The 13,049-nt window shown below is 73.6% G+C and carries 8 protein-coding genes; 5 read left to right on the top strand and 3 right to left on the bottom strand.

Going from position 1 to position 13,049, the window contains the following annotated elements:
* The first annotated feature begins 62 nt into the window (after positions 1-62).
* The gene (locus BJ982_RS21710; RefSeq protein ID WP_239122795.1) at positions 63-1,136 is read left to right on the top strand and encodes a methyltransferase domain-containing protein; all 1,074 of its coding nucleotides are present in this window, start codon (positions 63-65) and stop codon (positions 1,134-1,136) included.
* A gap of 197 nt (positions 1,137-1,333) precedes the next feature.
* On the opposite strand, the gene BJ982_RS21705 is transcribed toward BJ982_RS21710, so the two are convergent.
* A complete protein-coding gene (locus BJ982_RS21705; protein WP_184882821.1) occupies positions 1,334-2,899 on the bottom strand; it encodes a PucR family transcriptional regulator in 1,566 nt (521 codons plus the stop codon).
* A gap of 155 nt (positions 2,900-3,054) precedes the next feature.
* Between BJ982_RS21705 and BJ982_RS21700 the strand changes: the two genes are divergently transcribed.
* From BJ982_RS21700 to BJ982_RS21685, 4 genes are all read left to right on the top strand, one after another.
* Positions 3,055-3,945, top strand: a complete 891-nt coding sequence (locus BJ982_RS21700) for an oxamate carbamoyltransferase subunit AllH family protein (RefSeq protein ID WP_239122796.1) — start codon at positions 3,055-3,057, stop codon at positions 3,943-3,945.
* 51 nt (positions 3,946-3,996) lie between these two features.
* Positions 3,997-5,439: an AllF/FdrA family protein gene (locus BJ982_RS21695; RefSeq protein WP_239122797.1), complete on the top strand. Its 1,443-nt coding sequence runs from the start codon at positions 3,997-3,999 to the stop codon at positions 5,437-5,439.
* Between the two features lie 8 nt (positions 5,440-5,447).
* On the top strand, positions 5,448-6,863 hold the full coding sequence (locus BJ982_RS21690; RefSeq protein WP_184882817.1) for a YlbE family protein: 1,416 nt from the start codon (positions 5,448-5,450) through the stop codon (positions 6,861-6,863).
* A 166-nt stretch (positions 6,864-7,029) separates the two neighbouring features.
* Positions 7,030-9,570 (top strand): serine/threonine-protein kinase, encoded by a 2,541-nt coding sequence (locus tag BJ982_RS21685; RefSeq protein WP_184882815.1) that lies wholly within the window; start codon positions 7,030-7,032, stop codon positions 9,568-9,570.
* A 91-nt stretch (positions 9,571-9,661) separates the two neighbouring features.
* Here the strand turns inward: BJ982_RS21685 and BJ982_RS21680 are convergent, their stop codons facing one another.
* A complete protein-coding gene (locus BJ982_RS21680; RefSeq protein ID WP_203958914.1) occupies positions 9,662-11,293 on the bottom strand; it encodes a metallophosphoesterase family protein in 1,632 nt (543 codons plus the stop codon).
* Positions 11,294-11,375: 82 nt separating this feature from the next.
* The gene (locus tag BJ982_RS21675) at positions 11,376-12,959 is read right to left on the bottom strand and encodes an FAD-binding oxidoreductase (protein WP_184889124.1); all 1,584 of its coding nucleotides are present in this window, start codon (positions 12,957-12,959) and stop codon (positions 11,376-11,378) included.
* Positions 12,960-13,049: the final 90 nt, after the last annotated feature.

Raw genomic sequence — 13,049 nt, 5'->3', positions numbered from 1 at the left:
AAGCGAGGCCCATGGGTCTTGCCGCGGCTGTGACTCACCGAGGGTCGCGGTGGCGTGGGCCGATGGCGGCCACTGCCCGGCACCTGCTGGTTCCGCGCTGGTGGGAGGCTGACGGAGAGGGAGCCGACTGGGGTGGCCTCCGCGACGGCCCGTCTGATCGTAATGTCTGGATGGAGGCGGCCTACTCTGACCGGACTTTGGTCACGCAGGCCGGCGATCGCCACGCCGATCACGCCCGGCCTGGTGAGCGGTGCTCAGGGTGGCCCACGTCGTCCGCCACGCTGCCGAGCCTTGTGGTGCGGATGCTGCGGCACCTGGAGGTCTTCCCCGGTGCGGCCGTCCTTGACGTGGCGACCGGCAGTGGGTACAGCGCCGCGCTTCTGTCGCGTCTGCTCGAAGACGAACTGGTCACGAGCATCGACGTCGATCCGTATCTGACGGAGATGGCGGCAGAACGCCTCGATCAGATGGACCTGCGTCCCAAGGTCGTCACCTGCGACGCGACGGGGACGCTACCCGGGGAGTTCGACGGGATCGTGTCGATGGTGTCGGTGAGACCCGTCCCGGCGAGTTGGCTGGCCGCGTTGAGGCCCGGTGGACGACTCGTCACCGTGATCAGCGGCACCTCGCTGATCATCACCGCGAACAAGCGGGAGGACGGAGGGGCCACCGGGACGGTAGAGCGAGACCGCGCGATGTTCATGAAGACCCGGCACGGGACCGACTATCCGCCTGAGCCGGCCGGATTGTGGATCGCCGCGTTCGAGCAGGAGGGCGAGGAGGTCACCACGGGCCGCTATCCCATGGTCAACGTCTCGGACGCGTGGGAGTTGCGCTCGATGCTCGAAGTCGTCTGCCCAGGTATCGAACACCGTTACAGGGAATCCAGCGACGACGGCAGGCAAACGGCATGGATGGCTCATCCTGACGGTTCGTGGGCCCGGGCCAGCGCGATATGGGATGAACTCCCGACGGTGCGTCAAGGCGGACCGCGCCGACTGTGGGACACCCTTGACGAGGTCCGGCATCACTGGATGCGCAACGGTGAGTTGCCGCTACTCGGGTCGAAGGTATCGATCGATCCCACCGGGAAGATCATGCTGTCACGCGGCTGGTGGAAAGCAACGATCACCTGAGTTCACGGTGGGGACTCCACGCCCCGGTCAATGACCCGGCGCATCTTTGTTCTGAGTCCTCTCGTCGTGTCCTCAGGACCTCGCGGGCCACGACCACACCGATGCCCAGCGTGGGCGAAGCGCCGATGAATACAGCCCGAGCGGAGCGAGGACCATGGCGGCGCATGGCGGTTACCGCGAGGGGGCCTCGGGGGTTGTCAGATGCCGCGCATGCGGAGGACGTGGAGGGCGAGGGTTAGGTTCAGGCGGAGGTGGGGGTCTTCGGTGAAGTTGCCTAGGAGGCGTTCTAGTTTGCCTATGCGGTAGCGCAAGGTGTTGTAGTGGAAGTGGAGGCGGCGGGCGGTTTCGGCGACGTTGAGGTTGGTCTCCAGGAGGACCTGGAGGGTGCGGCGCAGGTCGGCGTTCTCGGCGTCGTCGTCGGAGGCGAGGGTGCCCAGGGTCTCCTTGACGAAGGCGTGCAGTTCGGCGGTGTCGTTGACCAGGGAGAGCAGGCGGTAGACGCCGAGCTGGTCGAAGTGGGCGAGCGCGCCGGAGCCGTGGAGCTGGCGGCCGACCCGGGCGGCCTTGAGCGCCTGGCCGTAGGCGTCGGGCAGCGCGTCGGCGCCGGGCGCGATCCTGCTCATGCCGGTGGAGAAGGTGGCGGGCCGGCAGTCGGCGAAGGCGGCGACGGCGTCCTTGGCCAGGCGGGGCAGGTCGACGTCGGCGCCCGCGACCGCGACCACCTCGTGGGAGAACCCGGCGACGGCGCCGCGCGGGTCGTGACGGCGCAGGGCGGTGGTCCAGGCGGCGAGCAGCCGGTCGGGCGGGATGTCGCATTCGGGGTCGATCTCGGCGACGAGGACGCCGACCGGCCGTTCGAGGTCCCAGCCGAACGCGCGGGCGCGGGCGACGACCCGGGGGCCGCCTCTGCCGGTGAGGACGTCCCTGAGGAAGTCGGCGCGGTATTTGCTCTCGACGGCGGTGACGGCCTCCTGGCGGGTGACGACGAGGGCGGCGACGGTGGCGGCGCGTTCGAGGATCCCGATGTCGCCGTCCCTGATGGCGCCGGCCGGGCTGTGGGCGACGATGCGGCCGTGGTGGTGGCCGCCGGCGACGACGGGGACAACGGTGTAGTCTCCGCCGGAGACGGCGGGCGCGGCGCGCAGCCGGGCCGGGTCGCCCGACGATTCCAGCACCTGGCCGGTGGGGTCGACGACGGCGACGGCCAGGTCGAGCAGCCCGGCGACCTCGGCGACGATCTCGCGGAGCCCTCCCCCGGCCAGGACGATCTGCACGAGGGCGCGGTGGGCCTCCTCGGTGCGGGCCAGCAGCGCCGCCTGCCGGTTGAGGATGTCGGTGAGCACCTGGTTGAGGATGTCGTCGAAGCCGACGTCGTTGGGCAGAAGGATGAGTGGGAAGCCGAGCCGGTCGGCCTGCTGGATCATCTCGGCGGGCAGTTCGTCGACGTACCGCCCGAGTTTGATGCCGAGGGCGGCGAGGCCGCGCTCGTCGAGGTCGGCGACGAGCCTGCCGAGGGACTGCGGGGTGTTGCGCAGCGGGTAGCCGGTGGTGAGGAGCAGCTCGTGGGGCTTGACCCAGGCGAGGATGTCGGGGACCTCCATGACGTTGAGCCGCTGGACGATGCGGCCGAGGCCGCTCCTGCCGCCGATCAGGCGGGCTCCCGCCAGGGTGGAGACGCCGAGCACCTCCCCCACGGACACGCCGTGGATGATCGTGCCCGTGGAGGCCAAACGCATCGCCGGGGGTGATGGGTCCGCAGTCATGGTCATGCTCCAGGGTGAAGCGCCGTTTGGGTGATTCTGACGGAACATCATCTCTGTCAACAAGAGCCAACTCTCCGGGGAACTGTTGGCACCTTTCTCCGTACGGGGGGTGTGTGGGACCGTTCTACGTTCTCCCCAGACCAGCGGGAGGCCGAGTGACTCTGGGTACGCGTACACGCGCGCACGCGCCTGCGCACATCGAGGCGTTCGGCGCGGCGAGCGCATCCCTTCGCGCGGCGCTGGACGCGCCGAGACGGCCCGCCCGGGTGCTGGCGGTGTTCCCGCTCGGCATCTACCTGGAGGTCCGCACGGACGTCGAGCCGTCCGTGCTGGCCGTGATCACCGGCGAGGCGACGCGGCTGCCGAACGCCGTGGTGCTCGCCGACCCGCTGCCGCGCGCCGTGGCGGGCGACGAGGCGGCGGTCGGGGACGGCGGCATCGAGATCGGCCGCGTGACCGTGCGGGTGCGCCGCTGGTGGGATCCGGCGCCGCCGCTCGGCACGGTGGCCCTGGAGCGGCTGGCCGCCGTGCTCCCCCGGTTCGACGAGGTGTGCGCGGCCTCGTCGCGCAGGCCGGGGCTGGATGCCGACGGGTGCCCGGCGCTGCTCGCCCAGGGATGCGCGGACGGATCCCTGGTGTCGGCGATCAGCGCGGCCGAGCAGCTCATGGGCCTCGGTCCCGGGCTGACCCCCAGCGGGGACGACATGCTCGCCGGCGTGCTGGTGGCGCTGCGCAGGCTCGGGGAGGCGGCGGGCGTGGACCGGGCCGTGTGGCTGGCCGACTGGCTCGCGGCGACCGTGGCCTTCGACGCCCGCACCCGCACGACGCCGATCTCGGCGACGCTGCTGCACTACGCGGCCCAGGGCGAGGCGTGCGCGGACGCGGTGACGGTGCTGCGCGGCGTGACCGGGAACCATCCCCTTGGCCCTGCCGTACGGCGGCTGCTGCAGCTCGGCCACACCTCGGGCGCCGACCTGGCCTGGGGGCTGCGGACCGGCGTGGCGGCGGTGCTGGCCCTGGGCGAGAAGGCGCGTGCGGGGGCGTGAGGCGCCGCGGCGCGCGGGCGAGGATGTGAAGGCGGAGGGCGGTGGGGGCCGTTGACCACGGGCACCGATCTTGTCGAGGTGCGCGCCGGGGTCTACCACGACTCGGTGAGCCTCATGCGGGTCAGCCAGGCGCTGACCGCGCGTCCCGGGGTGGACGTCGCCGTGGTGGCCATGGCGACGGAGCTGAACGTCGGCCTGGCCCGCGAGGCCGGGTTCGCCGTGCCCGCGGCGGGGCCCGCCGACCTGCTGGTGGCCATCCGCGCGGGGTCGGCCGCGGATCTGGACGAGGCCGCCGAGGAGCTTGAGCGGCAGTTCGCGGCGCTGACCGGCGGCGGGGGCGGCGGTTTCGAGACGGCGGGGGCAGCGCCGCGCACGACGGGGACGGCGGCGCGGGGCTTCGACGCGACGCTGGCGCTGGTGTCGGTGCCGGGCGAGCACGCCTTCGCCGAGGCCATGGACGCCGTCGAGGCCGGGCTCTCAGTGATGATCTTCAGCGACAACGTGCCCGTCGCGCAGGAGGTCCTGCTCAAGGAGCGCGCCCGCGAGCGCGGGGTGCTCGTGATGGGCCCGGACTGCGGCACGGCGATCGTCGGCGGCGCGGGGCTGGGCTTCGCCAACGTCGTGCGGCCCGGCCGGATCGGCGTGGTCGCGGCGTCGGGGACCGGGGCGCAGCAGGTCGCCTGCCTGCTCGACCTTGCGGGCGCCGGGGTGAGCCACGTCCTCGGCGTCGGCGGCAGGGACCTGTCCGCGGCGGTCAGGGGCCGTTCGACGCTGGCCGCGCTGGCGGCCCTGGACGCCGACCCGTCCACCGACCTGATCGTGCTGATCTCCAAGCCGCCCGCGCCCGAGATCGCCCAGAAGGTGCGCCGCTTCGTCGCGGGCCTGCGCACGCCCGTCGTCTTCGCCCTGCTCGGCCCCGGCGCGGACGACCTGACCACGGCCACCGAGAAGGCGTTGCGCGCCCTCGGCGTGCCGGTCCCGCGCTGGCCGTCCTGGACGGCGGCACAGGCGACCGCGCCCGACGAACCGCAGGCCGGGCCCGACGGAGAGGCCGGGCCCGATGGCCGGGCCGGGCCGGGGCGCGGGCTGTGGGGCATCTACTCGGGGGGCACGTTGTGCGAGGAGGCGCGGATCGTCGCCGGGGCGGGGGTGTTCACCGACTACGGGGACGACGCGTACACCCGTGGGCGGGCGCATCCGATGATCGACCCGTCGCTGCGGCTGGAGGCGCTGGCGAGCGCGGAGGGCGTGGTGCTCATGGACGTGGTGCTCGGCCACGCCGCCGACCCCGACCCGGCCGCCTGGCTCGTGCCCGCCGTCCGTGCGGCGCGGGAACGCGGCGTGGACGTGGTCGTGGCCCTGGTCGGCACCGACTCCGACCCGCAGGGGCTGCGCCGGCAGGCGGACGCGCTGGTGGAGGCCGGAGCGTCGGTGTTCGTCTCCAACGCCGCCGCCGCACGGCACGCCGCGGCCCTGGCCGGAAGCGCGGGGTGATGTCGCTCATGTCATCCAGACCGTCCGGACCGTCCGCGACGCCCGCCGCGGCGCTGCTGGGCGGGGAGCCGCGGGTGATCAGCGTCGGGGTGGCCGTGCTGGCCGAGGCGCTCGATCGGCAGGCGGTGCCGCGGGTCGGCGTCGAGTGGCGGCCGCCGTTGCCGGGGACCGCCGAGGCGCTGGGCAAGGTGGTCGCCGATCCGCGGCGGGCGCGGGCGAACGAGATCGCCGTCGGCAGGCTGATCTCCGCACGGCCGCACCTGGTGGGCGTGCGGCCGGCGCGCGAGGTGCTCGGCCTGCCGTCCGGCACGTTCCTGCACGCCGGGCCGCCCATCGACTGGGACCGGGCGTCGGGGCCGATGCGCGGCGCGCTGATCGGCGCCGTCCTGTTCGAGGGCCTGGCCGGGGACGCCGAGGAGGCCGCGCGGCTGCTGGCCTCGGGCCGCGTCACGCTGGACTCCTGCCACCACCACCGGGCGGTGGGGCCGATGGCGGGCGTGGTGAGCCCGTCGATGTGGATGTTCGAGGTCGCCGACGCCGAGCACGGCGGCACGGCGTACTGTTCGCTCAACGAGGGCCTGGGCAAGGTGCTGCGGTACGGCGCCTACGGGCCCGAGGTGGTCGAGCGGCTGCGCTGGATGGGCGAGGTGCTCGGCCCGGCGCTGGCCGCCGCGCTGGCGCTGAGCGGGCCGGTGGACCTGCGCGCGCTGATCGCGCAGGCCCTGCAGATGGGCGACGAGCTGCACAACCGCAACCGGGCCGCGACGTCCCTGCTCGTCCGCGAGCTCGCCCCGGCGATCGTGGACGCCGCGCCCGGCCGCGCCGCCGAGGTGTTGCGTTTCATCAACGGCAACGACCATTTCTTCCTGAACGCGGGAATGGCCGCGGGGAAGGTCGGAGCGGACGCGGCGCGGGACGTGCCGGGGTCCTCACTGGTGGTGGCGATGGCGCGCAACGGCACCGATTTCGGGATCCAGGTGTCGGGGCTCGGTAATCGGTGGTTCACCGGTCCGGCGGGCGTTCCCGACGGCCTCTATCTGGGCGCGTACGGGCCTGGGGACGCCAACCCCGACATCGGCGACTCGACCATCACGGAGACGTCCGGGCTCGGCGGGTTCGCGATGGCGGCGGCCCCGGCGATCGTCCGTTTCGTGGGCGGGGACGTGGCGGACGCCGTGGCCGCGACCAGGGCGATGTACGAGATCACGCTGGCCGAGCACCCCGCGTACCAGATCCCGGGGCTGGGGTTCCGGGGGACGCCGGTGGGCGTCGACGTGGCATTGGTCGCGCGGACGGGGGTGCTGCCGGTCGTCAACACGGGCATCGCCGGCCGGGTGGCGGGAACGGGGCAGGTCGGGGCGGGTCTGGTGAGCCCGCCGGCGGAGGCGTTCACCGCGGCGCTGGTCGCGCTGGCCGCCGGGTAAAGGAAGACCGAATTCCCTTTGACCCTTGATTGACCCTAATATCGTGGGTCAGCGTCATGGTGACGAAAACCTCGATACATGATCCAAACTGGGGATATGACGCGGACGAGCCTGAATTGGGGACCGCGGTATGACGTCGGATCGCGCGCTCGGGAGGCCACCCTCCATGCCGGAGGGAACGAACCCCTTGGGGGGCGCGGGGGTCGCCCCGGAAGGCCAGGGCCGGCTGGTCGGAAGGCGCTACCGCCTGCTGTCGCCGGTCGGCCGCGGGGGCATGGGCATGGTGTGGCACGCCCACGACGTGCTCCTCGACCGTGACGTCGCCGTCAAGGAACTGATCCTCCCCTACGGTCTCGACCACGCGGGCAAGCAGGTCGCCCACCGGCGCATGCTGCGCGAGGCCAGGTCCGCCGCCCGCCTCAGCCACCCGGGCATCGTCACCGTCCACGACGTCGTCGAGGAGGACGGCCGTCCCTGGATCGTCATGGAACTGGTCCGTGCCTGGTCGCTGGAGCAGGCCGTGCTGCAGAGCGGGCCCCTCCCCGTCGTGCAGGCCGCCGAGATCGGCGTCCGCGTCCTCGACGCGCTGCGCCACGCGCACGCCGCGGGGATCCTGCACCGGGACGTCAAGCCGGGCAACGTGCTGCTGACCGCCGACCGCGTCGTGCTCACCGACTTCGGCATCGCCGCGATCGAGGGCGACGTCACGATCACCCAGACCGGGCTGCTGATGGGCTCGCCCGCCTACATCCCGCCCGAGCGGCTGCAGGGCCGTCCGATCACGCACGCCGCCGACCTCTGGTCCTTCGGCGCCACGCTGTACGCCGCCGTCGAGGGACGGCCGCCGTACGAGGGGCCCGACGCGGTGGCCGTCCTCGGAGCGGTCCTCACGCAGGAGCCCAACCGGCCGCAGCGGGCCGGGGTGCTGCTGCCCGTCATCGAAGGACTGCTGCGCAAGAACCCCGCCGACCGCATGCCCGCCGCGCAGGCCGCGGAGCTGCTGGAGCGGGTGCTGCGCAACCACGGGTCCGGGCTTGCGGTGCGGGACGGCGAGCGCCACCTGTCGGCGCCGCTGCCCACGCGGGGCGAGGCCGCGCCCGCGGCGACGCCGGACCCGTTTCCGAGGACGGCGTCGCGGGTCATCGAGACGCCGTCGGGGCCGGTGCGCCTGCCCGCGGAGGCCGGGGCCGGGTACGACACGATGGGCGGCGCGACGGAGGCGTGGCGGGGGGCTCACGACGCCGTGGGGAGCGGGGCCTCCCGGGACCCCTATGACGCGCTGCGCGGCGCCGCCGGGCCGTACGAGGTGCCGGGGAACGGGTCGCGGCCCGATCCCTACGACTCCCCGGGCGCGCGGCCCGATCCCTACGACGCACTGAGCAGTCCGTCCGGGGCGCGGGACCCGTACGCTTCCGGAGCGCAGCCGAATCCGTACGAGGGTCCGAACGGCTCTTCGGGGCCGCAGCGTGAGCCGTACGACGCGTTCGGCGGCGGTTCTGGCACGGACCCGAATCCCTACGATGCCCGGCGCGGTTCCTCGGGCCCTCGGCCGGACCCGTACGACGCGCTCAGGAGCGCCTCGGGCGCCCAGCCCGGCCCTTATGACGTGCTGCGCAGCTCGTCAGGACCTCAGCCGGATCCCTATGACGCGCTGAGACCACCGGGGGACTCGTACGACGCGTTCGCAAGCCCCTCGGGCTCGCGGCCGAACCCCTACGACGCGCTCAGAAGTCCCTCAGATCACCCGGCGAACCCCTACGAATCGGGGCCGCAGGATCGCCACGAGGCGCTAAGGAAGCCCGCCGAGTCGCGGCCGGACGCGGTTTTCGACCCGCCCGCCGGCACCGGCTCGCCCCGCGACGCGCTCGTGGCGGGGACCACCGGCTCGCGGATCTGGCCGGCCACCGCCTCCCCCGACCTCGCCGACCGGCTCGCCAAGGACATCGCGAGCGAGAACCTCTTCACCAGGCCGCAGCGGCCCGCCCCCGGCACCCGCCGCGCGGACGACCCCGACATCCGCACGCGCGCCGCACGCGAGAACGGCGACGACGCGCGCGAGGGCCGCTCCCCCGTGCTGATCCTGCTGGCCGGGGTCGGCATCGTCGGCGTGATCGCCGCGCTGCTGTTCGTCCTGTGGCCGTCCGCGACACCGCCTCCCGAGGAGGCCGCCCCGCTGCCCACCACCGCCGACCCGTTCGGCACCGCCGTGCCGGACGCGGGCGCCACGGCCCCGCCGGAGGAGGTTCCCGCTTCGGGCGAGATCCCCGCCGGGTTCAAGGCGCGCACGGCCGCGGGCGTGACGATCGCCGTCCCGCAGGACTGGACGGCCTCCGCCTCCGACCAGGCGGTGACCTACGTCGGGCCCAAGAACTCCGGGCGGCGCGTCCAGGTCAGGAAGGTGCCCGCCACCGGCGACGACGGCCTCGCCGCGCTCACCCAGATGAAGGACCAGACCACGCTCACCGACTACGGCCAGATCCGGCTGGAGTCCTCGCCGTTCGGGGACGGCCCCTGGAAGGCGAGCGTCTGGGAGTACACCTACACCGCGCTCAACAACGTCACCACCCACGCGATCACCCGGCACGTCGCCGTCGACCGCGACACGGCCTACCAGGTCACCTTCACCGCCCCGGACGCCGAATGGGACGAACCCGACACCCGCCAGACCATGGCCGTCCTATGGAGCAGCTTCAAAGCCGGCTCTTGACACCCCAGTTCAAGGCCAGCTGTTAATTCCCGATTCCGAGCCCGCGCCCTCACGCCGCGCGGCCGGAGGACGCGCCATAAGCGGAGCGCCGTTAAAGCAGGATCGTGAACTCGTCTTCCACGGGCGGATCGATCTCCTGAGGGAGGCAGCCGGTGGCGGCGAAGCAGCGGATGCGCAGGACGCCCGACTCTACCGAGAGGTGGAGGAAGCTCTTGAAGAAGGGCGGGGTGTCCCAGTCGGAGAGTTCCGAGAACCAGCGGTGGAAGGTGCGGCCCACCGGGAGGCGGAGAGGCATCGGCCAGCCGCCGAGCACGCGGGCCGCCCATTTCATGCGGGTCGTGATCTTCACCGGGCCCCGCGCGGGCGGCGACCCGGGCTGACCGGCCTGAGCGGCCCGGCCGTCGGAGAGGGCCTCGCCGTCCTGGGCGGTCTGAGAGTTCTGAGGGTCCGCGCCGGTCGCGGGGGCCTCGCCGGTGCCCGGGCGGCGGGGCGGGGTGTTGCCGATCTGGCGGGACATCAGGACCAGGCCCTGGTCGGGGGTGAGGTACAGCCAGCGCAGGCGCAGGCGCTCGCGGTAGAGCTTGCTGTAGAACGACAGCGAGTCGCCGCGCAGCGGGTAGCAGCGGAAGTCGTCCTCGTGGACGCCGCCCACGTCCACCCGGGGGATGGTGTGGGTGGCGTGCATGAACGCGCCTCCGCCGCCGGAGACGACGTACTGGATGACGCGCCCGCCGACGTCGACGGGATAGCGCTGGTAGTTGTGGGTGTCGCCGCCGATGGCCGCGACGTAGTTGCACGCCGGGTCCCTGACGATCTCGTCCACCGTGCCGCCGCCGTCGATGGGGCACGGGTGGTAGGTGTTGCGGTCGTAGATCGGCTTGCCGGTGACGAGGATCTTGGGACGGGGGTCGGCGCGCGACGTCTCGCGCAGCCATTCGCCCTGCTCACGGTCGAGGGTGCCGCGGATGCCGGTGTCGATGCCGACGACCAGCAGGCCGGGAAGATCGATCACCCAGTACGGCGCGGGCTGCGCGGCCCGCTGCTCCGGCCGCGGGCGCAGGGCGCGGGCCTCGGCGAGCCGGGCCTCGTCGATGGGCTCCGGCTTCTGCCACAGCAGCCCGCGCACCCCGGCGGGCGAGAGGGAGAAGCCCGCGGCCTTGGCCTCCAGGGCGGGGGCGTCGCAGAAGACGCGCATGAAGCCGCCGAGGCCGTCGTACCAGTCGTGGTTGCCGGGAATCGCGTAGATCGGCGCGGGATAGTCCTTGTACGGGCGGAAGAACTTGTCGGCGTACTCGTTGCCCGAGCCGGTGGGGTAGATGACGTCGCTGGCGATGACCGCGAAGGACGTCTCCGCGCCGATCTTGAGCAGGCCGGGGACGACGGCGTACTGCGAGGCGTCGCCCTCGCCTGTGTCGCCGACGATCAGGAAGCTGTAGTCGTCCCCGACGGGCGGCCGGATGCGGAAGCCCGCGTCGGCGCCCTGCGCACGGCGGGCCGCGACCCAGCGCGCGCGGACCTCGTTGGACGGGTCCCCGAAGAGCTGGGCCAGGATCTCGTTGCGCGAGCGCCATAACACGGCGGGCCGCAGCCAGGAGAAGCCCTTGCGGCTCGGCCGCAGGTCCTGGAACGTGCCGACCTGCGCGCATGACCAGCCGGCCCCCTCTTCGGAGACCCGTGAGGAGCCACGCCTGCCGGCCTCCGCCGCCCGTTCCACATCGACCATGCCCCTATCTTCGCCATGATCGTCCCCGCCCGCACACCGGATCGCCGAACCCACCGGGCTTTCCGGACGGATCGGGCGCGTGTCAGGGGATCAGGACGCCCGGGTTGAGGATGCCCTCCGGGTCGAGGCGCTCCTTGACCGCGCGCAGGATCTCGACGCCGAGCGCGCCGATCTCGGCGGCGTAGGCGTCGCGGTGGTCCCTGCCGACGCCGTGGTGGTGCGAGATCGTGCCGCCGGTCACGCCGATCGCCTCGTTGACCGCGCGCTTGGCGGCGGCCCACTGGGCGAGCGGGTCGGCGGCCTGCGCGGTCACGACGGTGAAGTACAGCGAGGCGCCCGTGGCGTACACGTGGGAGATGTGGCACATGACCAGCGGCCCGACGCCGCCGGGCGTGGTGAGCGCGGCGGCGAGCGCACGGCGCACGGCGTCGTACAGCCGGGGGACGCCCGACCAGAAGCAGGCGGTCTCCAGCGTCTCGACGGTCGCGCCGGCCTCCAGCAGCGCGTCGCGCAGATACGGGGCGCCGAACCGGCCGCGCGCCCACGCCTCGCCCGGCTCGGGCCCGAGGGGGACGCCGCCGAGGGCGGACAGCGTGGCGGCGGTGCGCTCGCGCCACGCGGCGACCTCGCCGGGCTCGCCCTCGTACCCGAGGACGGCCAGGCAGCCGCCGCCGGACGGGAGGGCGCCGATCTCGTCCGGCCTGGCGAGCCCGACCATGGTCTCGGTCTCGTCCGACAGGCGCAGCACGGTGGGCGCGGGCCCGTCCTGGGCCAGGCGCCGCAGCGCGGCGGCGCCCTCGGGAAAGGAGGCGAAGCGCCAGCCCTCGTACGCCCGCCCGGACGGCGCCCGCCGCACGCGCAGCCGCAGCGAGGTGATCACCCCGAAGGCGCCCTCGGAGCCGAGGACGAGCTGGCGCAGGTCGGGGCCTGCCGCCGACTTGGGCGCCCGCCCGAGCTCCAGCGTGCCGCGCGGGGTGGCGACGGTGAGGCCCACCACCATGTCGTCGAAGCGCCCGTACCCGGAGGATGCCTGGCCGCTGGACCGGGCGGCGGCGAACCCGCCGAGGGTGGCGTACTCGTAGGACTGGGGGAAGTGGCCGAGGGTCAGCCCGTGCCCGGCGAGCAGCCGCTCGGCCTGGGGGCCGCGCAGGCCCGGCTCCGCGTCGACGATCATGGACTCGGCGTCCACCGACAGCAGCCGGTCGAGCCGGCGCAGGTCCAGGGCGATCACCCCGGCGTACCCTTCGCGGGACGCGACGAGGCCGCCCACGACCGAGGTGCCGCCGCCGAAGGGCACGACGGCGATCCTGTGCCGCGCGCAGACGCGCAGGACCTCGCAGACCTCGGCGTGCGAGCCGGGCAGCACGACGGCGTCGGGGGCGTCGGAGCCGTCCCCGGCGCGCATCAGCAGCAGGTCGGGGGTCGACTTGCCCCGGGTGTGACGGATCCGCGCGTCGTCGTCGGCGCGGACGTGCCCGTCCCCGACGGCCGCGCCCAGGCTCGCGAGCGCCGGCGCGGTGAGCGCCGGCGCGTTCAGCCGGACCTCGCCGAACGTGGCCGCGGGCCGGGCGGGCTCGCGCACGCCGAGCAGCTCGCGCAGCAGGCCGCGTACCGGTTCCAGCAGGCCGGCGGCCTTGGCGGGGTCGCCCCAGCCGGACCAGAGCATCGGTTCGGCCGCGGTGTCGGGGATCTCCACGCCCTAAACTGTGACACGCCCGGCGCGCGACGGCCCGGCCGGGCGTCCACCGGAAGGGGG

Source organism: Sphaerisporangium siamense (genome assembly GCF_014205275.1).
Classification (GTDB): Bacteria; Actinomycetota; Actinomycetes; order Streptosporangiales; family Streptosporangiaceae; genus Sphaerisporangium; species Sphaerisporangium siamense.
This window is presented reverse-complemented; position numbering and strand designations above follow the sequence as displayed.